This is a genomic window from Pseudomonas mendocina, from assembly GCF_003008615.1.
GTDB classification, from domain to species: Bacteria; Pseudomonadota; Gammaproteobacteria; order Pseudomonadales; family Pseudomonadaceae; genus Aquipseudomonas; species Aquipseudomonas mendocina_C.
The window spans coordinates 5,469,013-5,489,389 of record NZ_CP027657.1; the positions used below are offsets into that span (position 1 = coordinate 5,469,013).

Annotated in this window: 19 protein-coding genes; 7 read left to right on the plus strand and 12 right to left on the minus strand. The window is 64.2% G+C overall.

From position 1 onward, the window contains the following. Positions 1 to 171: 171 nt before the first annotated feature. From C7A17_RS25390 to C7A17_RS25430, 9 genes are all read right to left on the minus strand, one after another. Entirely contained in the window at positions 172 to 1,158 is a 987-nt protein-coding gene (locus C7A17_RS25390; protein WP_106742056.1) for a Bug family tripartite tricarboxylate transporter substrate binding protein, read from the minus strand. Positions 1,159 to 1,174: 16 nt separating this feature from the next. Then, positions 1,175 to 2,149 carry a Bug family tripartite tricarboxylate transporter substrate binding protein gene (locus tag C7A17_RS25395; protein ID WP_106742058.1) on the minus strand — a complete coding sequence of 325 codons (975 nt, stop codon included), beginning with the start codon at positions 2,147 to 2,149 and terminating at the stop codon, positions 1,175 to 1,177. Positions 2,150 to 2,372: 223 nt separating this feature from the next. Further along, complete coding sequence (locus C7A17_RS25400) at positions 2,373 to 3,878, minus strand: tripartite tricarboxylate transporter permease (protein WP_106742061.1); 1,506 nt, start codon at positions 3,876 to 3,878, stop codon at positions 2,373 to 2,375. A gap of 10 nt (positions 3,879 to 3,888) precedes the next feature. After that, positions 3,889 to 4,383 carry a tripartite tricarboxylate transporter TctB family protein gene (locus C7A17_RS25405; RefSeq protein WP_106742064.1) on the minus strand — a complete coding sequence of 165 codons (495 nt, stop codon included), beginning with the start codon at positions 4,381 to 4,383 and terminating at the stop codon, positions 3,889 to 3,891. A gap of 370 nt (positions 4,384 to 4,753) precedes the next feature. Then, on the minus strand, positions 4,754 to 5,929 hold the full coding sequence (locus tag C7A17_RS25410) for an acyl-CoA dehydrogenase family protein (protein ID WP_106742066.1): 1,176 nt from the start codon (positions 5,927 to 5,929) through the stop codon (positions 4,754 to 4,756). Next, the gene (locus C7A17_RS25415) at positions 5,926 to 7,008 is read right to left on the minus strand and encodes an LLM class flavin-dependent oxidoreductase (protein ID WP_106742069.1); all 1,083 of its coding nucleotides are present in this window, start codon (positions 7,006 to 7,008) and stop codon (positions 5,926 to 5,928) included. The genes C7A17_RS25410 and C7A17_RS25415 overlap by 4 nt, the downstream gene beginning before the upstream one ends. A 16-nt stretch (positions 7,009 to 7,024) precedes the next feature. Further along, positions 7,025 to 7,969 (minus strand): ABC transporter substrate-binding protein, encoded by a 945-nt coding sequence (locus C7A17_RS25420; protein WP_106742071.1) that lies wholly within the window; start codon positions 7,967 to 7,969, stop codon positions 7,025 to 7,027. Between the two features lie 17 nt (positions 7,970 to 7,986). Then, positions 7,987 to 9,051, minus strand: coding sequence for an LLM class flavin-dependent oxidoreductase (locus tag C7A17_RS25425; protein WP_106743181.1), 1,065 nt, complete (start codon positions 9,049 to 9,051; stop codon positions 7,987 to 7,989). A 474-nt stretch (positions 9,052 to 9,525) separates the two neighbouring features. Then, the gene (locus C7A17_RS25430; protein WP_106742073.1) at positions 9,526 to 10,431 is read right to left on the minus strand and encodes a LysR family transcriptional regulator; all 906 of its coding nucleotides are present in this window, start codon (positions 10,429 to 10,431) and stop codon (positions 9,526 to 9,528) included. Between the two features lie 91 nt (positions 10,432 to 10,522). Between C7A17_RS25430 and C7A17_RS25435 the strand changes: the two genes are divergently transcribed. The 3 genes from C7A17_RS25435 to C7A17_RS25445 all read left to right on the plus strand — a co-directional run bounded on the left by C7A17_RS25435 (position 10,523) and on the right by C7A17_RS25445 (position 13,713). Continuing rightward, the gene (locus C7A17_RS25435) at positions 10,523 to 11,125 is read left to right on the plus strand and encodes a cysteine dioxygenase family protein (protein WP_106742076.1); all 603 of its coding nucleotides are present in this window, start codon (positions 10,523 to 10,525) and stop codon (positions 11,123 to 11,125) included. After that, positions 11,122 to 12,705 (plus strand): rhodanese-related sulfurtransferase, encoded by a 1,584-nt coding sequence (locus C7A17_RS25440; RefSeq protein WP_106742079.1) that lies wholly within the window; start codon positions 11,122 to 11,124, stop codon positions 12,703 to 12,705. Before C7A17_RS25435 ends, C7A17_RS25440 begins: the two co-directional genes overlap by 4 nt. Before the next feature lie 585 nt (positions 12,706 to 13,290). Then, positions 13,291 to 13,713, plus strand: coding sequence for a hypothetical protein (locus tag C7A17_RS25445; protein ID WP_106742081.1), 423 nt, complete (start codon positions 13,291 to 13,293; stop codon positions 13,711 to 13,713). Positions 13,714 to 14,000: 287 nt separating this feature from the next. Here the strand turns inward: C7A17_RS25445 and C7A17_RS25450 are convergent, their stop codons facing one another. Further along, positions 14,001 to 14,783 carry a MetQ/NlpA family ABC transporter substrate-binding protein gene (locus tag C7A17_RS25450; RefSeq protein ID WP_106743183.1) on the minus strand — a complete coding sequence of 261 codons (783 nt, stop codon included), beginning with the start codon at positions 14,781 to 14,783 and terminating at the stop codon, positions 14,001 to 14,003. Positions 14,784 to 15,008: 225 nt separating this feature from the next. On the opposite strand from C7A17_RS25450, the gene C7A17_RS25455 reads away from it, so the two are divergent. From C7A17_RS25455 to tcyN, 4 genes are all read left to right on the plus strand, one after another. Further along, positions 15,009 to 16,001, plus strand: a complete 993-nt coding sequence (locus tag C7A17_RS25455) for a D-cysteine desulfhydrase (protein ID WP_106742084.1) — start codon at positions 15,009 to 15,011, stop codon at positions 15,999 to 16,001. 84 nt (positions 16,002 to 16,085) lie between these two features. Continuing rightward, positions 16,086 to 16,883: a cystine ABC transporter substrate-binding protein gene (gene tcyJ / locus C7A17_RS25460; RefSeq protein ID WP_106742086.1), complete on the plus strand. Its 798-nt coding sequence runs from the start codon at positions 16,086 to 16,088 to the stop codon at positions 16,881 to 16,883. Further along, positions 16,880 to 17,548 carry a cystine ABC transporter permease gene (tcyL, locus tag C7A17_RS25465; protein ID WP_106742089.1) on the plus strand — a complete coding sequence of 223 codons (669 nt, stop codon included), beginning with the start codon at positions 16,880 to 16,882 and terminating at the stop codon, positions 17,546 to 17,548. Before tcyJ ends, tcyL begins: the two co-directional genes overlap by 4 nt. Continuing rightward, positions 17,548 to 18,303 carry an L-cystine ABC transporter ATP-binding protein TcyN gene (gene tcyN / locus C7A17_RS25470; protein ID WP_106742092.1) on the plus strand — a complete coding sequence of 252 codons (756 nt, stop codon included), beginning with the start codon at positions 17,548 to 17,550 and terminating at the stop codon, positions 18,301 to 18,303. The genes tcyL and tcyN overlap by 1 nt, the downstream gene beginning before the upstream one ends. 26 nt (positions 18,304 to 18,329) lie before the next feature. Here tcyN and C7A17_RS25475 read toward each other — a convergent pair whose 3' ends face one another. Continuing rightward, a complete protein-coding gene (locus C7A17_RS25475) occupies positions 18,330 to 19,346 on the minus strand; it encodes an ABC transporter substrate-binding protein (RefSeq protein WP_106742095.1) in 1,017 nt (338 codons plus the stop codon). A 159-nt stretch (positions 19,347 to 19,505) separates the two neighbouring features. After that, entirely contained in the window at positions 19,506 to 20,372 is an 867-nt protein-coding gene (locus C7A17_RS25480; RefSeq protein WP_106742098.1) for an ABC transporter permease, read from the minus strand. Between the last annotated feature and the right edge of the window lie 5 nt (positions 20,373 to 20,377).

The following is a 20,377-nucleotide window of genomic DNA, read 5'->3' on the forward strand; positions in this document are numbered from 1 at the left end:
AGTAGCTGGTTTTGCTTGCCGGATTTGGAGCGCTCTCGGATAAGTCCGCTTCCACAAGGGGCTGGCGGGGCTCGGCAGATAGAGGTGAATCGGGCTAGACGAAAAGAAACCCGCGCGGTGTTTACCGGGCGGGTTTCTTTTGTGCTGCGGCTACCTTGGCTATTTACCTTTTCACTCGATCTGCGCACCCGACTCCTTGGCCACCTTGCCCCAGCGCACCCGGTCTTCACGGATGATGCGGGCGAACTCCTCGGGAGTGGTGTACTCCACGGTGATGCCGTTCTGGCCGAAGCGCTCGGCGGTCTGCTCGGATTTGGCGATCGTGCCGATCTCCTGGTTCAGGCGCTCGACGATGGCCGGCGGCGTCTTGGCCGGCAGGACGATGCCGAACCAGCCGGAGGTTTCCAGACCTGGCAGACCGGCCTCGGCGGCGGTCGGAACATCCGGCAGCAGCGGCGAGCGTTGCACGCTGGTCAGGGCCAGGCCACGAACTTTGCCCGCCTGGATCTGCGGCGCGAGGATGGTCAAAGTGTCTACCGCCACATCCACTTCACCACCCAGCAAGGCGGTCACGGCTGGCGCGCTGCCCTTGTAGGGCACGTGCAGCAGGTCGATACCGGCCAGGCTCTTGAACAGCTCACCGGACAGGTGGCACAGCGTGCCGTTGCCGCAGGAGGAATAGCTGATCGCCCCCGGCTTGGCCTTGGCTGCGGCGATCAGTCCTTGCAGGTCGGTCACGTCCAGATTGCCGTTGACGGCGATGACGTTGGGAATCGACGCCACCACCGAGACCGGGGCGAAGGAGGTCTCCGGGTCGAAGCGCAGGTTGTCGGCCAGGTTCGGCAGGATGGTCAACTGCCCGGCGGTGGCCAGCGACAGGGTGTAGCCATCCGACTTGGCCTTGGCCGCGGCTTCTGCGGCGATGGCGGTACCGGCGCCCGGCTTGTTGTCCACCACCACCGGCTGGCCGAGGGCACTGGACAGCTGGTCGGCATAGTAGCGACCGATGGTGTCGGCACCGCCACCGGGCGGGAACGGAATGATCAGGGTCAGCGGCTTGCTCGGCCAGGCGGCTTCGGCCTGGGCCAGCACCGGCGACAGGGCCAGGCCAGCGAGCAGCAGGCCGGCACCGAGTTTACGCAACGTGAATCGGGACATGGGCAGCTCCTTGCGCTCAGTCGAAGGTGATGTGGGATTGCTTGACCACCTCGGCGTACTTGGCCGAGTCGCTGGCGATCTGCTCGGCGAAGACCTGCGGGGTCGACGGCCAGGCAGTCAGGCCCTGGGTGGCCAGTTTCTCCTGCACGGCCGGCGAAGCAGCGGCCTTGGCGATTTCGTCATTGAGCCGTTCGATCACTGCCGCCGGGGTGGCGGCTGGCGCGCTGAGACCGAACCAGGAAGTGACTTCGAAACCGGGGTAACCCAGTTCGGCGACGGTCGGCACTTCAGGCAACAGCGGCGAGCGTTCGCGCGAGGCGATGGCCAGGCCCTTGAGTTTGCCGGCCTGGATCTGCGGCGCGAGGATGGTCAGGGTGTCCACCGCCAGGTCGACGTTGCCGCCGAGCACCGCGCTCACTGCCGGCGCACTGCCCTTGAACGGCACGTGCAGCAGGTCGGTGCCGGTGGTCAGGCGCAGGTATTCGCCGGCCAGGTGAACGATGGTGCCGCTGCCACTGGAGGAGTAGGACAGCTCGCCCGGTTTGCGCTTGGCCAGGGCGACCAGCTCCGGCAGGGTCTGTGCCGGCACCTTGTCATTGGCGGCGACCACCAGGCCGGTATAGGCCAGCAAGGACACCGGGGCGAAGGCGGTCTGCGGGTCGAACTTGAGGTTGTCGACGATATGCGGCAGCACGGTCAACTGGCCGGTGGGCACCAGCGACAGGGTATAGCCATCGGGCTTGCTGGCAGCGACGAACTCGGCGGCGATGGCCGTGCCGGCGCCGGGTTTGTTGTCCACCAGCACGGTCTGGCCCAGCGACTGGGTGAGCGCGTCGGCGTAGATGCGCGCCACGGTATCGGCGGCACCACCCGGCGGGTACGGCACGACGATCTTCACGGCCTGGCTGGGCCAGTCGGCGGCACTGACGGCCAGGGATGCGGACAGCGTGGCCAGCGCCAGCAGGCGCTTGATAAAGGGTTTTGCAGACATCTTGTTGGTTTCCTTAGTGGTTCACGAGGGCAGAGAACGGCTATGTCCGGTTTGCTGACGTGCCTCTGTGGGAGCGGCTTCAGCCGCGAAATTCGCGGACAAGTCCGCTCCCACAGGGCAGGCGACAAGCAACGGGGACATGGCCCGGTAAAACCCTGACTGCCGTGAGCAGAACCGTTGGCGGCGCCGTGTTGCACGTATGTCCGGGGATGAAAGAAATCGCTCAGTTTTCTTCGCTGAAGGCCACCTGGCGCGTAGCCCGCAGTCGCGGCAGGCACATGATCAGGATCAGCCCGACAGCGAGCAGCAGCAGGGTCAGGCTCAGCGGACGAGTGAAGAACACGCTGGGGTCGCCACGCGAGAGCAGCATGGCGCGGCGCAGGTTCTCCTCCATCATCGGCCCGAGAATGAAACCCAGCAGCAACGGCGCCGGCTCGCAGCGCAGCTTGATCAGCAGGTAACCGAGCAAGCCGAAGGCCACGGTGAGCAGCACGTCGAACAGGCTGTTGTTGACGCTGTACACGCCGATGCAGCAGAACAGCAGGATCGCCGGATACAGCAGGCGGTATGGCACCGACAGCAGCTTCACCCAGATGCCCACCAGCGGCAGGTTGAGCACCAGCAACATCAGGTTGCCCACCCACATGCTGACGATCAGCCCCCAGAACAACTCGGGGCGCTCGGTGATCACCTGCGGGCCGGGCACGATGCCGTGGATCATCATGGCGCCGACCATCAGCGCCATCACTGCGTTGGACGGCAGGCCCATGACCAGCAGCGGAATGAACGAGGTTTGCGCGCCGGCGTTGTTGGCCGACTCGGGGCCGGCGACGCCCTCGATGGCGCCCTTGCCGAAACGCTCGGGCTCCTTGGCCAGGCGCTTTTCCACCATGTAGGAGGCGAACGCGCTGAGCATCGCCCCGCCGCCGGGCAGGATGCCGAGTACCGAGCCGAGGCCGGCGCCACGCAGTACTGGTTTCCAGGCGCGGCGGTAGTCGTCGCGGTTGGGCAGGACACGACCGATGCGTTTGAGCAGCGGCGTGCGCGATTCGTCGCGCTCCAGGTTGGCGATGATCTCGCCGATGCCGAAGATGCCCATGGAGATGACCACGAAGTCGATACCGTCAGCCAGTTGCGGCAGGCCGAAGGTGAAGCGCTCCGCGCCGGAGTTCACATCCACGCCGACCAACCCGAGCAATAGACCGAGCAGGGTCATGGCCAGCGCCTTGATCAAATCGCCCTGGGCCAGCACCACCGCAGCCACCAGGCCGAGCAGCATCAGCGAGAAATATTCCGCCGGGCCGAAACGCAGGGCGAATGCCGACAGTGGCGCAGACGCCGCCGCCACCAGCAGGATGGCCAGGCTGCCGGCGACGAAGGAGCCGATGGCGGCAATCCCCAGCGCTGCGCCCGCCCTGCCCTGACGTGCCATGGCGTGGCCATCCAGGCAGGTGACCACCGATGACGATTCGCCAGGCAGGTTGACCAGGATCGCCGTGGTCGAACCACCGTACTGGGCGCCGTAGTAGATGCCCGCGAGCATGATCAACGCCGCTGCTGGCGGCAGCCCGTAGGTGATCGGCAGCAGCATGGCGATGGTCGCCACCGGCCCCAGGCCCGGCAGCACGCCGACCAGGGTGCCGAGGGTGACGCCGATCAGGCAGTACAGCAGGTTCTGCCAGGTCAGCGCGGCGTCGATGCCGATGGCGAGGTTGGCCAAGAGATCCATCGAGCCCTCCTCAGACTGGCAGCACGGGCAATTGCAAACCCAGGCCCCAGGCGAATACCAACCCGCCGAAACCGGCGAGCGCCAGGCCCAGCGCAACCTGCTCGCCGAGGCGCACCTGCGGCCTCGCGTAGCCGCTGAGCAGGGTCATCGCCAGGGTCGCCAGCAGCAAGCCCAGCACCGGCACCAAAAAGGCGAAGGCCAGCACACCGGCGGCGATGAACAACGCCGGGCGCAGCACGAACAGCGATTCCAGCGCATCACGCTCGACCAGGCGCCAGGACAGGCTGCGCAACACGATCACGGCGCCGAGCAGTGTCAGGGCGACGCAGACCAGCAAAGGGAAATAGCCCGCGCCCATGCGCATGGCGTTGCCCAGCGGATAGCTCAGGGCAATCGCCCCGCCACCCATGCCGAAAGCGATGAACAGCGCGCCGGCGATGGCATCGCGCGGGTTGCGGATTTGCAGGCCGGTACGTGCGACCGTAGAGGTTGTAGCGGATGACATCGGCGTCTCCGAGGCCCCTATCCGGAGCCGGTTGTCACATTCGTGAAACCCGCTCCGTTGATACGGTCGCAGAGAAAGTTTGTTGCGCTGGGCAGTTAACTCTTGGCGCCCGTAGCCCGGATGAAATCCGGGAACCCCTGGCGAAACATCCCAGGATTACCTCTGAGCTTCGCGGTTGGCTCCCCTCTCCCGCTTGCGGGAGAGGGGCTGGGGGAGAGGGTAAAACTCGCCCCGTAGCCACCATCGGTGCGCACAGCGCAGCCTACGCTTGAACACTCGCTTGTCGCCGCGCCCGTAGCCCTGTGGGAGGGGCTTTAGCCGCGACAGGAAATCTCGCCGCTGAAGCGCCTCCCACGGGAGCCTGAAAAGCTCAGCCCTTCACCAATCCAAAAGCCGTCTTGCCCGCCAGCACCAGGGCACTGTCACGCTGCGGCGTATGCACGCGACCGCACAACACGTTGCGGTAATGCCGCTGCAGCGGATGATGCAGCGACAGACCGTGGTTACCGGTCAGCTCCAGCGCCTTCTCCACCACGGCCACCGCGTTCTCGGTCACTGCCACCTTGATCAGCCCCGCCTCCTGGCTGGTCAGCGGCTGGTTGCTGAGGGCGTCCAGTTGCAGCCGGTTGGCCAGCAGCAGCCCTTCGATCTGCCCCACCACTTCCTGCACCCGCGGCAAGCTCGACAGCGGCGCACCGAGGCTGGCCGGTGTACGTTCGGCCAGCCACTGCAGCAGCCAGTCCCGTGCGGCGCGGGCAGCGCCGTCGTAGATGGCGCCGAGCAAGGTGGCCATGCCGCGATTGAAATCGGCCAGGGCCGGGGCGTTGAGCGCAGGCGGCTGGTCGGCCGGGTAGACGTCCACCGCATGTTCCAGCGGCAGGCGCACGCCCTCGAAGATCACCTCGTGGCTGCCGGTGGCGCGCATGCCCAGGTGATCCCAACTCTCGACGATGCGGATACCGGGGGTATCGCGGTGCACCAGCCAGGTGCCGATCAACGGCACCGGATTGTCGCTACGTGCCCACACCGCCAGCCAGGTCAGGCCAGGGATGCCGGTGGTGTAGAGCTTGTGGCCATCGAGAATCCAGCCATCGGCCTGGCGCCTGGCCACCGTTTGCGGCAGGCCGCCACGGGCCGGTGAACCCAGCTCGGGCTCGACACGCAGGCTGTTGATCAGCGCGCCCTCTTCCACCGCCTCGCGAATCACCCGGCGCTTGAGCGCCTCGTGCCAGTTGGGGTTGTCCGCCAGACGCCGGTGATACAGGTACTGCATGCACAGCACCAGCGCGGTGGATGGCTCGCCCTTGGCCACGGCGCCGACCACCCGGCGCAGTTGCGCCAGATCGGCCCCGCCGCCACCGGCACGCACGTCGCAGGCCAGGCCGAGCAGTCCGTACTGACGCAGCCGCGCCAGATTGCCATGGGGGAAGGCGCTGTCGCGGTCGAGCTGTTCGGCCCCCTCGCCCATTTCGCGACTCAAGCGCTGCAGAAAAACATCGTCGAGCAACGGTTGGCGTGAATGCTCGGCCAGGTGGTGCAGGCTCATGCCACGGCCGCCTGTTTCTGCCGCTCAGCCACCTTGGCGCGGGTCAGCGGCAGCAGTTCGCGGCCGTATTCGATGGCATCCTCTACCGGATCGAAGCCACGAATCAGGAAGGTGGTGATGCCCAGGTCGTAGTAATCGAGGAAGGCGTCGGCCACCTGCTCCGGCGTGCCGACCAGCGCCGTGGAGTTGTGCGCGCCACCGACCACCTTGGCGATGCCGGTCCACAGGCGCTTGTCCACACGGTCGCCCTTGGCCACGGTTTCACGCAGGCGCTGGGCACCAACGCTCTCGGGCTTGTTCGGCAGCACCGCGCCGGAACGCTCCAGACGCTCGCGGGCGCGTTGCAGGATGTCGTCGGCCTTGGCCCAGGCGGCCTCTTCGGTCGCCGCGACGATGGGCCGGAACGACACGCTGAACTTCACCTCGCGGCCATGACGAGCAGCCTCGGCGCGCACCTTCTCGATGGTCTCGCGGGTCTGCTCCAGCGACTCACCCCACAGTGCATAGACATCGGCATGCTCGCCGGCAACCTTCACCGCAGCTGGCGACGATCCACCGAAATAGATCGGCAGCTTCGACTGCTGCGGCTTGATCGCGGAGAAGGCCTTTTCCGCACGGTAGTGCTCGCCCTCGTGGTCGAACGGCTCGGCGCTGTTCCACACCTGCTTGATCACTCGCAAGAATTCATCGGTGCGCGAATAGCGCTGGTCATGGTCGAGCCAGTCACCGTCCTTGCGCTGCTCGGTGTCACTGCCGCCACTGATCACGTGCAGAGCCAGGCGGCCGTCGAGCAGGTGGTCGAGGCTGGCCAGCTTGCGCGCGGCCAGAGTCGGCGCAACGAAGCCGGGACGATGCGCCAGCAGGAAATTGATGCGCGAGGTGGACAGCCCGGCCAACGCGGTGACCAGGAAGCCATCCGGCTGATCCGACCAGTGCCCGACCAGAAGACGGTCGAAGCCGGCTTCCTCGTGGGCCTGGGCGCTGCGCACGATGAAGTTCTTGTCGAATACCGGGCCTTGCGGAGCGATGACTTCCGAAGACAGCCGATGGCCGATCATGCCGATGAATTGAATGCTCATTTGAGGCTCCCTGCCCTTACTCGAAGGACTTGCTGAACGAGGTGTCGACGATGCTGCTGGTGTCGAGCTTCTTGGCCAGCGCGCCGGTTTCCACGAGGAAGTCGGCAGTTTCCTGATAGTCGCGGGCAGCGCCCTCATCCACCGGGCCGACGGTCATGTTGGCGTGGCCGATCCAGTTGCGTGATACGGACTGGTCGAGGTTGGCCTTCTTCGCCCACAGGTCGGCATAGGTTTCCTTGTTCGCTTCGACCCAGGCGCGGGCTTTCTGCAAGCGACCGAGGAAGTCGGCGATGGCGGCGCGCTTGGGCTCGATGGAGTCGGCATTGGCAGCAATGCTCGACAGGCCGGGCATCAGGTCGCGGGCGGTGAGCAGCGGCTTGGCGCCGGAGAACAGGGTCTGCTGGGAGATATAGGGTTCCCACACCGGGAAGGCGTCGATGCTGCCACGCGGGAAAGCGGCGGCGGCGTCGATAGGCATCAGTTTGACGAACTCGACGTAATCATGCGGCAGGCCGGCCTTTTCCAGCGCACGCAGGGTCAGTTGCTGGCTCCAGGCGCCGGGCCAGTAGGCGACCTTCTTGCCCTTGAGGTCTGCGATGGACTTGGCGGTGGAGTCCTTGGGCACCAGCAGCGCGATGGTGTCCGGGTTCTGCCGCGACACGCCGATCAGCTTGACCGGCGCGCCCTTGGCGGCGAGGAAGATGAAGCCCGAGTCGCCGAGAAAGCCCAGGTCGACCGCACCGGCCTCCAGCGCTTCGGCCACCGGCGCAGCCGACTGGAAGTGCTTCCAGTCAACGGTGTACGGCGCACCTTCGAGTACGCCGGAGGCCTCCACCGAAGCGCGCACGTTGTAGTAGTTCTGATCACCGATGCGCAGCACCGTCGGGTCGGCCGCATGGACCAGCGGTGCAGCGATGGCGAGGGCCGCGAGGCTACGGCGGAAAAGTCGAGTCAAGTTCATGAGGCAGTCTCCAAAAGTCAGCCGGCCCGGCGCTGTTGCAGGGTGGCGATTTGTTCACGGATTGCCGGGATCAAACCCCGGCCATAGCGTTCGGCGTCGTCCAGGGGGTCGAAGCCGCGAATCAGGAAGGTAGAGGCGCCGTGCTGCCAGTAGCGGCCGAGGGACTGCGCCACCTGCTCGGGCGTGCCGACCAGGGCAGTCGAGTTCCACTGCGCACCGGTCAGCCGGGCGACGCCCGTCCACAGGCGCTCGTCCAGCACTTCGCCGCGTTGAGCAGCGGCCAGCAGGCGTTGCGAACCGGCATTGCTCGGTGCGTGGTCATTGATCGGCAGGCCAAGGCGTGTGCGGTTGTCGCGGATGCGTTCGAGGATCTCCGCGGCGCGTTTCCAGGCTGCCTCCTCGGTGTCCGCCACGATCGGCCGGAACGACACCGATACCCGCGGGCTGCGGCCCTGCGCCTGGGCAGCGGCACGTACGCGCTGCACGTGCTCGGCGAAATCGGCGACCGGTTCGCCCCACAGCATGTAAGTGTCGGCATGGCGTGCGGCAACCTCGATGGCCGCTGGCGAGGAGCCGCTGAAGTAGATCGGGATATGCGGCTTCTGCTGGGTGCGCACGTTCGGCAGCGCGCCCTTGAAGCGGTAGTAGGTACCTTCGTGATCGACCGGCGCATTGGCCGTCCAGATCGCCTTGAGGGCATTCAGGTACTCATCGGTGCGGGCGTAGCGCTGGTCGTGGTCGAGCCAGTCGCCATCGCGCTGCTGGTCGGCATCGCTGCCGCCACTGATGACGTTGAGCGCCAGGCGCCCATTGCTGAACTGATCCAGTGTCGCCAACTGGCGAGCGGCCAGCGGCGGCGCGATCACGCCCGGACGGTAGGCCAGCAGAATGCCAAGGCGCTCGGTGGCGGCGGCGATGAACGAGCTGACCACCGCACCTTCGGCACCATTGGAGAAATAGCCGACCAGTGCGCGGTCGAAACCGGCCTGCTCGTGAGCCTGGGCGAAGCGGCGCACGAAGTCCGCATCCACCGCCTCGCCCAACGGCTGATCCACCTCGGCACTGGGGGTGGCGGTGATCATGCCGATGATTTCCACGCTCATGTCGCGCTCCTGTGTGGTTATGCCAATCGCCAGCACAAGAACGCTTTTTGCTTATAAGCAGACGTTATTGCCTAACGGATGCTTATAAGCTATCGACAAGTTTCGCAGGAGGGAAATTCATTTTAGTCATAACGTAATATGCAAATTGCGCACTTAATGATTTTTCATTTTGCGCGTTACGCATATTGATCAAGCAGGTGTTGCGTAGGCCGCGTACAGCCGTAGCCCGGATGCAATCCGGGAGCCCCGTGGCGGCAATCCCCGGATTTCATCCGGGCTACGGCCTCCCGCTGGGGCATGCCGCAACACCGGGCCTGTACATAGGCGAAGAACGCCGGCGCACAGCCCGTAGGGTGCACCGTGCGCACCAAGGCATTCGCCCAGATAACTCACCCAAACCTGACAGCACTCTCTCCTGTCCAGGTGCCGGTGCGCGCGGCGCACCCTACAAGATCACGCTGCTCTGCCGCTTTCCCCCAGCCGCTCGGCGATCACTTCACCGAACAGGTCGACGGCGCCCTGCAGGTTGCCGACGAAGGCAGCACGCACCAGCCACAGGTCGATCACCGGTTTGAAGTCGCTGACGTTGAGCACTTCCAGGCGCTCGCGATGGCGACTGCCCTCCAGCAGCGGCGCCGGTACCAGGCCTAGGCCCATGCCATTGGCCACCAGGCCCAGTTGCAGATCGGTGCCGAAGATTTCCAGGTTCACCGCCAAATTCAGCCCCTGCTCCGCCAGAGCCCGCTGCAGACCGGCACGGAAACCGCAACCATCCGGATTGAGCACCCAGCCCCGTGCCTGGCACTCGGCCAGGCGGCAACTGCGTTTGCTGGCAAAGCCCTTGGGCGCCACCACCACTAGGTTCATACGTGCCAGCGACTGCCCCACCAAACCTTCGGGGAATACCTTGCCCGCCGGGAACAATGCTGCCACCGCATCCAGCTCACCGTTCTCCAGGCGCTTGAGCAGCCCGCCGCCCCAGCCATTGGACACCTGCACCTGCAGATCCGGATAGGCGCCCTGCAGGCGCTGCAGCGCTTCCAGCAGCAGCGTATCGCCCACCGTCTGTGGCACACCGAGGCGCAACGAGCCCGATGGCATCGCATCGCTGGCCACCAGATCGCGCAGGGCATCGATCTCGCGCTGCACCGAGCGGCACTGTTCGTACACCCGCAAACCGATGGGCGTCGGCTTGAGCGGCTTGGTATTGCGATCGAGCAATTCCACACCCAGCGCTTCCTCGAAATTCTGCAGGCGCCGGGTGATGGCCGACTGGGTGAGCTGCAGCGATTCGGCCGCCTGATTCAGCGACTGCAGGCGGATCACCGCGACGAAGGCGTCGATGTCATCTATCTTCATTCTTAATTCGCATATTAGCTTATGAATAAATTGAATTTTTATGATTATAGCGAGCTTGTTACCTTAGCGCCGTCGCTACCGGGATACCACCATGAGTAACCAAACCAACCTGCATCGCCTGCGCACCTTCATCGATGAGCTGGCCACGTTGCTTGACGAGACCGCCAACGAAGCCATCATCCTCGAACGCGGCGCTGACCTGCTCCGCCAACTGGTCAGCCACGACGACTGGCTGCCCGCAGCATTCGCCCAGCCAGACCCGCAACGCTACCAGCAGTACCTGCTGCACGCCGATTCGCGCCAGCGCTTTTCCATCGTCAGCTTCGTCTGGGGGCCAGGCCAACAAACGCCGGTACACGACCACCGGGTCTGGGGCCTGATCGGCATGTTGCGCGGTGCCGAGCTGTCGCAAGGCTTTGCCATCGATGCCAGCGGCCTGCGCGCCGAGGGTGAAACGGTGCGCCTGGAGCCAGGGCAGGTCGAGGCGGTATCACCGCGTATCGGCGACATCCACCAGGTCAGCAACGCCTTCAGCGACCGCACCTCGATCAGCATCCACGTCTACGGCGCCAACATCGGCGCCGTGAAGCGTGCCGTCTACCTACAGGACGGCAGCGAGAAAACCTTCATTTCCGGCTATTCCAACAGCCTTCTTCCCAACCTCTGGGATCTGTCCAAAGAGAACCCCGCATGAGCCAGATTGCTACCCGCTCCTTCCATACCATCCGCCAGGCCCTGCTCGACAAGCAGGAAGTGGCCCTGATCGATGTGCGTGAAGAAGCGCCTTTCGCCGAAGAGCACCCGCTGTTCGCCGCCAACATTCCGCTGTCCAAACTGGAGCTGGAGGTCTACGCCCGCATCCCGCGTCGCGACACCGCCGTGACCGTTTATGACGATGGCGAAGGTCTGGCGCAGGAAGCCGGCAAGCGCCTGCTCGCCCTCGGCTACAGCGACGTGGCGCTGCTCGAAGGCGGCCTGGCCGGCTGGCGCGCGGCGGGTGGCGAACTGTTCCGCGACGTCAACGTGCCGAGCAAGGCCTTCGGTGAACTGGTGGAGAGCGTGCGTCATACGCCATCGCTGGCCGCCGAGGAAGTGAAAGCCCTGCTCGACGCCAAGGCCGACGTGGTGGTGCTCGACGCGCGCCGCTTCGACGAATACCAGACCATGAGTATTCCTACCGGCATCAGCGTGCCGGGCGCCGAACTGGTGCTGCGCGCCCGCGAACTGGCGCCGAACCCGGCCACCCGCATCGTGGTCAACTGCGCCGGGCGTACCCGCAGCATCATCGGCACCCAATCGCTGGTGAATGCCGGCATTCCCAACCCGGTGTCGGCGCTACGCAACGGCACCATCGGCTGGACACTGGCCGGCCAACAACTGGAACACGGCCAGGCCCGCCGCTTTGGCGAGGTCAGCGCGACCAATCACGAGCAGGCCGCACAGGCTGCACGTGCCGTGGCCGACAAGGCTGGCGTAGGTCGCGCCAACCTGGAGGATCTGGCGCGCTGGCAAGACGAAGCCGGCCGCACCACCTACCTGTTCGACGTGCGTACCCCGGAAGAATACGAAGCAGGCCATCTGCCGGGCGCCCGCTCCACGCCGGGCGGGCAACTGGTGCAGGAGACCGACCACTTCGCCAGCGTACGCGGTGCCCGCGTGGTACTGGCCGATAGCGACGGTGTGCGCGCCAACATGAGCGCCTCCTGGCTGGCGCAGATGGGCTGGGACGTGCACGTGCTCGATGGTCTGCAGGACAGCGACTTCACTGCGCGCGGTGCCTGGCAGCCACCGCTGCCGGCCCTGCCCCAACCCGCCGCCATCGATGCACCGACGCTGGCCGCCTGGCAGGCCGAAGGCAATACCCTGGTGCTCGATTTCACCGCCAGCGCCAACCATGTCGCGCGGCATATCCCCGGCGCCTGGTGGGCACTGCGCTCGCAACTGCCGCAAGCTCTGGAGAAACTGCCGCTGGCCGAACGCTACGTGCTGACCTGCGGCAGCAGCCTGCTGGCGCGTTTCGTGGTCAGCGAGCTGGAAGAGCTGACCGGCAAACCGGTGACGTTGCTTGAAGGCGGCACCGCCGCCTGGGTCGCTGCCGGCCTGCCGGTGGAAGCCGGTGATCAGCACCTGGCCGTACCACGCAGCGACCGCTACCGCCGCCCCTACGAGGGCACCGACAACCCGCGCGAAGCCATGCAGGGTTATCTGGACTGGGAGTTCGGCCTGGTCGAACAGCTTGGTCGCGACGGTACCCATCATTTCCGTGTGATCTGAGAAAGGGGCGCGGCGGTTCGGCCGCGCATTCCTGCACACCCTGGTGCTCTATGTAGGAGCGGCTTCAGCCGCGAGTCTTTTCGTGGCTGAAGCCACTCCTACAACCTCCACCACAATCGGCGATCCACGCGGTGCGCACGGCGCACCCTACCCGTCACCGTAGGAGCGGCTTCAGCCGCGAGCTTTTTCGTGGCTGAAGCCACTCCTACAACCTCCACCACAATCGGCGATCCATGCGGTGCGCACAGCGCACCCTACCCATCTCCGTGGGAGCGGCTTCAGCCGCGAGCCTTTTCGTGGCTGAAACCACTCCTACAACCTCCACCACAATCGGCGATCCATGCGGTGCGCACAGCGCACCCTACCCATCTCCGTGGGAGCGGCTTCAGCCGCGAGCTTTTTCGTGGCTGAAGCCACTCCTACAACCTCCACCACAGCAAGCTGCTGTTTGTCGGGCCATGGCCGCACAACGATAAATTCGTCCCATTATTGGCGCTCGCCTTCTTCGCCAGGGTTCTGCCGGCTGATCGGCTGCGCTAGCGTCGGAGGCTTCACTCACGCCGCAATCGCGCACAAGGAGGTTCCATGTCGATCAAGACGCTTTACGCTCTGCCGATACTCGCCAGCCTGATGCTGGCCGGTTGTGTCGGCAGTCCCATGGAGCGGGCCATTCCCAATATCCCCGGGCTGATGGCGAAGAACTCCTGGCCCGGCAAGCCTGCCTCCGAGGCCATCGCCCAGTATGGTGAACCACACGTGATCAAGGATCTCGGCGACGGTCGCCAGCAGTATCTATGGTTCGACAATTGGAATCGCAGCTGGGAAGAGCTTTCGTCCAGTTACATCGCGCCAGGGCCGGGCGGCTGGTACCGCTACAACGAATATTCAACGCGCACGCGTCATTACAGTTGCTCGGTGATGATGGACATCGATCAGAACAAGATCGTCCAGCGCTTCGACTACCACGACAATATCCGCGGTGCCTGTAGCAATTACTTCAGTCTGTGAGCCATGGGCACGGTGAATTGCCCGGCAGCGCCCAGATCCAGGCGCGCAAAAAAAGAACGCCGAGTCGGCTAAGCCGGCTCGGCGTAAACGCAAACCCGTTGGTACAGGTTTACTACCGTGATCTACGGTGGGCAGCTGCGACACAGAAAGAGCTACCGAATGGTCAATACCGATCAGCCACTCTGTAGGGGGTTGCAGGATCACCTGCCGGGCGCACCTGTGACGGTGGCCTCTCGGTGCGCACGGCGCACCCTACGTAGTGATTGGCATCAGCCGGATGTATCGGGTTAGAAAGCCGGCAACACCGCACCTTCGTAACGTTTCTCGATGAAGGCCTTCACCTCCGGACTGGTCAGCGCAGCAGAGAGTTTCTTGATCGCCTCGCTGTCCTTGTTGTCCGGGCGGGCCACCAGGTAGTTGACGTAAGGCGAGTCGCTGCCTTCGATCAGCAACGCATCGCGCTTGGGATTGAGCTTGGCTTCCAAGGCGTAGTTGGTGTTGATCAGCGCCAGGTCGACCTGATTGAGCACGCGTGGCACGGTAGCCGCTTCCAGCTCACGGAACTTGAAGTTGCGTGGGTTATCGGCGATGTCGCGCGGCAATGCCTGGGCGCTGTTGGGATCCTTGAGGGTCAGCAGGCCGGCCTTCTGCAGCAGGAGCAGCGCACGGCCGCTGGTGCTGACTTCGTTGGGAATGGCGATGGTGGCGCCGTCCGGCAGTTCGTCGAGCGACTTGTACTTGGTCGAATAGGCGCCGAAGGGTTCGACGTGCACGCCCTGCACGATCACCAGTTCGGTGCCACGCTGTGCATTGAAGGTGTCCAGGTACGGCTTGGTCTGGAAGTAGTTGGCGTCCAGATTCTTCTGGCTCACCTGCAGGTTGGGTTGAACGTAGTCGGTGAAGACCTTGATATCCAGATCCACGCCTTGCTTGGCCAACTCGGGCTTGATCAATTCGAGGATTTCGGCATGCGGCACCGGCGTGACGGCAACGCTCAGCTTTTCGCCAGCGTGGGCCAGGGAGGCAGTCAGGGCAGCGGCCAGGGCGCTCAACAGCAGGGTCTTCTTCATGGTGTCCTTGTTCTCGGTCTGTGGCACCGGCTGGATCGACAGTCCGGCGCGTTTTGGCAGATGCCCGACGGATGTGGCGGGCTGAGCGCGACAGTACGAATAATTTTTTATTCCATAAAATAATTATTAATTATTTTCTTATACCCAAAATAATCTTCCGCTTGCGCTTGTGAGCTCAGCCTTCTCCCACCTAGAGTCAATAGCCTTCGCTCCCAGGAGGCTCCCATGCTCACCGTCGCCCTCGCCCGCTTCCCCCGCCTGCCACTGGTTCCCCAAGCAACCGCCCTGCAACGCCTGCCACGCCTGTCCCTGCATCTGGGGCGGGATATCTGGATAAAGCGCGATGACCTCACTCCCCTGGCACTCGGCGGTAACAAGGCGCGCAAGCTGGAGTACCTTGCCGCCGATGCGCAGGCCAAGGGCGCCGACGTGCTGGTCACTGCTGGCGCCATCCAGTCCAACCACGTGCGGCAGACCGCAGCGGTTGCCGCGCAACTCGGGCTGGGCTGCCTGGCCCTGCTGGAGAACCCCATCGATAGCCGCAGCGACGACTATCTGAGCAACGGCAATCGCCTGTTGCTCGACCTGTTCGGTGCCGAGGTGGAAAACGTCGCCAGCCTGGACAACGCCGACCAGCTGCTGGAGGACGCCTGCCAACGCCTCAGCGCTGCCGGGCGACGTCCCTACCTGGTGCCGATTGGCGGTTCCAATGCACTCGGCGCGCTCGGCTACGTGCGCGGCGGGCTGGAGCTGGCCGAACAGATCAGCGCCAGCGGCCAGGACTTCGCCGCCGTGGTGCTGGCCTCCGGCAGCGCCGGCACCCACGCAGGCCTGGCGTTGGCGCTGGGAACAGTGCACCCCGGCACCCGTGTGATCGGCGTGACCGTTTCGCGCAGCGAAGCCGCGCAGCGCCCCAAGGTGGAAAGCCTGCTACAGCGCACGGCCGAGCTGCTTGGCGTAGACGTGCCGCCCGGAACGCGACCAGAACTATGGGACACCTATTTCGCACCACGTTACGGCGAGGCCAACGCCGCCGGCCTGGACGCAATCCGCCTGCTGGCGAGCCTGGAAGCGATCCTGCTCGACCCGGTCTACACTGCCAAAGCCTTCGCTGGCTTGCTAGATGGGCTCAAGCGAGGTGCCTTTTCTGGCAATGGGCCGCTGCTGTTCCTGCACACGGGCGGCTCGCCGGCACTCTTCGCCTACAAACAAAAGTGAATATTTGAATAATTTTTTAATTATTTAGAGGCATAAGAATTTCCACCTAGAGTGGCGCCACCTTCCCACTTGCATGAGGTCACCATGAAATTCTCCAATCTGCGTCGTCATTTTCTCTTCGGTAGCCTGGCCCTCATGCTGGGCGCCAGCTTCAGCGCACCGAGCTTTGCCGCTGACCTGCTCGATGACATCAAGGCCCGTGGCACCATCAAGGTCGGCCTCGAAGGCACCTACCCGCCCTTCAACTATCAGGATGAGAACGGCAAGCTGACCGGCTTCGAAGTCGAACTGGCCGAAGCGCTGGCCAAGGAGCTGGGGGTCAAGGCCGAGTTCCAGCCGACCAAGTGGGACGGCATCCTCGCCGCGCTGGAATCCAAGCGTCTGGATGTGGTGATCAATCAGGTAACCATCTCCGACGAGCGCAAGAAGAAATACGACTTCTCCACGCCCTACACCATCTCCGGCATCCAGGCGCTGACCCGCAAGGCTGACGGCGACAGCATCAAGAGCGCGCAGGATCTGGCCGGCAAGAAAGTCGGCGTGGGCCTCGGCACCAACTACGAACAGTGGCTCAAGGACAACGTGCCGAAAGCCGACATCCGCACCTACGACGACGATCCGACCAAGTTCCAGGATCTCAACGTCGGTCGTATCGACGTGATCCTGGTGGATCGCCTGGCGGCGTTCGAGATGGTCGAGAAAACCGGTGGTCGCCTGGCCGTGGCCGGCGACGCTTTCTCCCGCCAGGAGGCCGGAATCGCCCTGCGCAAGGGCAACCCTGAACTGCTCGCCGCCATCGACCAGGCGCTGGCCAAACTGAGTGCCGACGGCACCCTCAAGCAACTTTCCGAGAAATGGTTCAAGGCTGACGTCACCCGATGATCGAGTCCGCCCTGCAGTTGGCTCTGGAGTCTGCGCCTTTTCTCCTCAAAGGCGCCTACTACACCGTCGTACTCAGCCTGGGCGGCATGTTCTTCGGCCTGCTGCTGGGCTTCGGCCTGGCAGTTGGCCGTCTGTACGGGCCGGCGCCGCTGCGCTGGCTCACCCGCCTGTACGTGTCCTTCTTTCGCGGCACGCCACTGCTGGTGCAGCTGTTTCTGATCTACTACGGCCTGCCGCAACTGGGCATCCAGCTCGATCCGCTGCCGGCCGCGCTGATCGGTTTCTCGCTGAACATGGCCGCCTATACCTCCGAGATTCTCCGCGCCGCCATTGCCTCCATCGACCGTGGCCAGTGGGAAGCCGCCGCCAGCATCGGCATGAGCAAGACGCAGACGCTGTACCGGGCCATTCTCCCGCAGGCCGCACGCACCGCCCTGCCGCCACTGGGCAACAGCTTCATTTCGCTGGTCAAGGACACTGCCCTGGCCGCCACCATTCAGGTGCCGGAACTGTTCCGTCAGGCGCAGTTGATCACCGCGCGCACCTTCGAGATTTTCACCATGTACCTGGCGGCCGCGCTGATCTACTGGGCGCTGGCCAGCATCCTCGCGCACTTCCAGGCGCGCCTGGAAGCCAGGGTCAACCGGCACGAGCAGGACAACTGATGATTTCCGTGCGCAATCTGCGAAAAGCCTTCGGCAGCAACGAAGTGCTCAAGGGTATCGACCTGGACGTCGCCGCCGGGGAAGTGGTCGCCATCATTGGCCCCAGCGGCTCGGGCAAGACCACCCTGCTGCGCTGCCTCAACCTGCTGGAGCAGCCCAGCGGCGGCCAGATCACCATTGGCGATATCCATATCGACGCCGACCGGCCGCTGAAGAGTCAGCAGAAACTGATTCGCCAGCTGCGCCAGCACGCCGGCTTCGTGTTTCAGAACTTCAACCTGTTCCCGCACCGCACCGCGCTGGAAAACGTCATCGAAGGCCCGATACAGGTGAAGAAGGAGCCGCGCGAACAGGCACTGGCCCACGCCTATGCCCTGCTCGCCAAGGTGGGTTTGAGCGGCAAGGAAGACGCCTACCCCAAGCGCCTGTCCGGCGGTCAGCAGCAACGCGTGGCCATCGCCCGCGCCCTGGCCATGCGCCCGCAGGTGATCCTCTTCGACGAACCCACCTCGGCACTCGACCCGGAGCTGGTAGGCGAAGTGCTGACCACCATCCGCGATCTCGCCGAAGAAAAGCGCACCATGGTCATCGTTACCCATGAAATGGCTTTCGCCCGCGATGTAGCGGATCGGGCGATCTTCATCGACCAGGGACGCATCGTCGAACAGGGCCCGGCCAAGACCCTGTTCACCGCGCCCCAGCATGAGCGCACGCGGCAGTTCCTCAGCAAGTTCCTGCTCGACCGCACGCTGTAGTCAACTGCCGCAGCGTGCGGCTTCGATCAACTACCCGGATTGGTGTGGGCTTCCTCGAAGAAATAATCCTTCCAGGACGCGGCCTTGTTCTTCAGTACACCCAACTCATGCAGCTTCTCGGCATAGATGAAGGTGCGCTGCGGCGATACGGTGAAGTCGTTCTCCGGGTCTTCGATGATCTTTTTCACGAAGTCCAGCGGCAGCTTGGAGTTCTCCACGCGGATGTAGATTTCGGCAGCCGCGGCCTTGTCAGCCTTGATGATCTGCTCGGCTTCCACCAGCGCGTCGTAGAACGCCTTGTAGGTCTTGGGGTTCTCGTCGTGGAATTTCTCGGTGGCGTAGAGCACGTTGAACGTGGCCTGGCCGCCGAGGATGTCGTAGCTGCTGATCAGCTTGTGCACCTTGGGGTTCTCCAGCGCCTGATACTGGAACGGCGGGCTGGAGAAATGCGCGGTGATTTCCGAGCCGCCCTTGATCAGCGCCGCGGTGGCATCCGGGTGTGGCAGGCTGACGGAGATCTTGTCGAAACGCTGGAAGTCGGCGTTGCCGTACAGCTTGGCGGTCTCGATCTGCAGGGTGCGCGACTGGAAGCCGACGCCGGCAGCCGGCACCGCGATGCGATCCTTCTCGCCGAGGTCATCCAGGGTCTTTACCTCCTCGCGATTGCTCAGCAGGTAGTTGGGCAGCGAGCCCAGCGCGGCCACGGCCTTGACGTTCTGCCGGCCATGGGTGCGATCCCACACGGTGAGCATCGGCGGCACACCGGCCGAGACCACGTCGATGGCACCGGCCAAGAGCGCCTCGTTCATCGCCGTGGCGCCGGAGATGGTGCGCCATTCGACTTCGATCTTGTCCAGCCCCTGAGCCTTGGCGTGTTTCTCGATCAGTTGCTGATCCTTGACCACGTGCAGCACCAGATAGCCGATACCGAACTGCTGAGCGATGCTGATCTGGCCTTCGGCCTGAGCGGCCAGCGGAGTTGTCAGGGCACCGAGCAAGCCCAGCGCGGCGGCCAGTCGGCCGAATTTGAAGGTATTGGTCATCGTGTAGTTCTCGTTATGTGAGTTCAATTGTGTTGTGAAAACAGCATGTAGGGTGGGCCGGACGGCGATCCGCTTCAGGCTTGTAGGGTGGGCTTCAGCCCACCAACGGTGCGTCCAATTGGTGGGCTAAAGCCCACCCTACGGAGTGATAAATCGCTTTCAGCGCTGCATCCCCCAGCGCTTGACGGTCACGCGTTCGATGCTGGCGAAGATCAGGTTCTCCACCAACAGGCCGATCAGGATCACTGCCACCAACCCGGCGAAGACCTTGTCGGTGTAAAGCTCGTTGCGGTTCTGGAAGATGTACCAGCCCAGGCCGCCCTTGCCGCTGGACGCACCGAACACCAGCTCGGCGGCGATCAACGTGCGCCAGGCGAAAGCCCAGCCGATCTTCAGCCCGGAAAGGATCGACGGCAGCGCCGCCGGAATCAGGATGAACAACACGAAGCGCAGCCCCTTGAGGCCGTAGTTGCGCCCGGCCATGCGCTGGGTCTCGGAAACACCAAGAAATCCCGCATAGGTATTCAGGGCCAGCGCCCAGAGCACCGAATGCACCAGCACGAAGATCAAGCTGTTCTCGCCCAGGCCGAACCACAGCAGCGACAGGGGCAACAGGGCGATGGCCGGCAGCGGATTGAACATCGAGGTCAGCGTCGACAGCAGGTCACGGCCGAGCTGGGTCGAGACCGCCAGGCTGGTGAGCAGAAAGGCCAGAACGATGCCGATCAGGTAGCCCTTGATCAGTACCGACAGCGAGATCGCCACCTTCTCCAGCAGCTCACCGGTGCCGATGCCCTCGACGAAGGCCTTGGCCGTCTGCAGGAAGCTGGGTAGCAGCAGGTCGTTGGCCTGGTAGCGGGCAGCCGCCTCCCAGATCAGCGCCAGGACAACCAGGATCAGCGACTTGCGCAGCCAGCCCTGCTGCCACAGGCGCTGCACCAGGGGCAGCTCACGCTCGACCTTGAGATCAGGCAGCGGCTGCAGGGTAATTTCGTATTCCTCACGCCGTGCGGGGGAAAGACTCATGGGAT

Coding starts and splice junctions, on each gene's coding strand:
- C7A17_RS25430 (WP_106742073.1), bottom strand. CDS start 10,431: ATGAAGATAGATGACATCGACGCCTTCGTCGCGGTGATCCGCCTGCAG.
- tcyJ (WP_106742086.1), top strand. CDS start 16,086: ATGAAATTCTCCAATCTGCGTCGTCATTTTCTCTTCGGTAGCCTGGCC.
- C7A17_RS25475 (WP_106742095.1), bottom strand. CDS start 19,346: ATGACCAATACCTTCAAATTCGGCCGACTGGCCGCCGCGCTGGGCTTG.
- C7A17_RS25455 (WP_106742084.1), top strand. CDS start 15,009: ATGCTCACCGTCGCCCTCGCCCGCTTCCCCCGCCTGCCACTGGTTCCC.
- C7A17_RS25420 (WP_106742071.1), bottom strand. CDS start 7,969: ATGAACTTGACTCGACTTTTCCGCCGTAGCCTCGCGGCCCTCGCCATC.
- C7A17_RS25480 (WP_106742098.1), bottom strand. CDS start 20,372: ATGAGTCTTTCCCCCGCACGGCGTGAGGAATACGAAATTACCCTGCAG.
- C7A17_RS25410 (WP_106742066.1), bottom strand. CDS start 5,929: ATGAGCCTGCACCACCTGGCCGAGCATTCACGCCAACCGTTGCTCGAC.
- tcyL (WP_106742089.1), top strand. CDS start 16,880: ATGATCGAGTCCGCCCTGCAGTTGGCTCTGGAGTCTGCGCCTTTTCTC.
- C7A17_RS25435 (WP_106742076.1), top strand. CDS start 10,523: ATGAGTAACCAAACCAACCTGCATCGCCTGCGCACCTTCATCGATGAG.
- C7A17_RS25440 (WP_106742079.1), top strand. CDS start 11,122: ATGAGCCAGATTGCTACCCGCTCCTTCCATACCATCCGCCAGGCCCTG.
- tcyN (WP_106742092.1), top strand. CDS start 17,548: ATGATTTCCGTGCGCAATCTGCGAAAAGCCTTCGGCAGCAACGAAGTG.
- C7A17_RS25390 (WP_106742056.1), bottom strand. CDS start 1,158: ATGTCCCGATTCACGTTGCGTAAACTCGGTGCCGGCCTGCTGCTCGCT.
- C7A17_RS25405 (WP_106742064.1), bottom strand. CDS start 4,383: ATGTCATCCGCTACAACCTCTACGGTCGCACGTACCGGCCTGCAAATC.
- C7A17_RS25445 (WP_106742081.1), top strand. CDS start 13,291: ATGTCGATCAAGACGCTTTACGCTCTGCCGATACTCGCCAGCCTGATG.
- C7A17_RS25450 (WP_106743183.1), bottom strand. CDS start 14,783: ATGAAGAAGACCCTGCTGTTGAGCGCCCTGGCCGCTGCCCTGACTGCC.
- C7A17_RS25425 (WP_106743181.1), bottom strand. CDS start 9,051: ATGATCACCGCCACCCCCAGTGCCGAGGTGGATCAGCCGTTGGGCGAG.
- C7A17_RS25415 (WP_106742069.1), bottom strand. CDS start 7,008: ATGAGCATTCAATTCATCGGCATGATCGGCCATCGGCTGTCTTCGGAA.
- C7A17_RS25400 (WP_106742061.1), bottom strand. CDS start 3,878: ATGGATCTCTTGGCCAACCTCGCCATCGGCATCGACGCCGCGCTGACC.
- C7A17_RS25395 (WP_106742058.1), bottom strand. CDS start 2,149: ATGTCTGCAAAACCCTTTATCAAGCGCCTGCTGGCGCTGGCCACGCTG.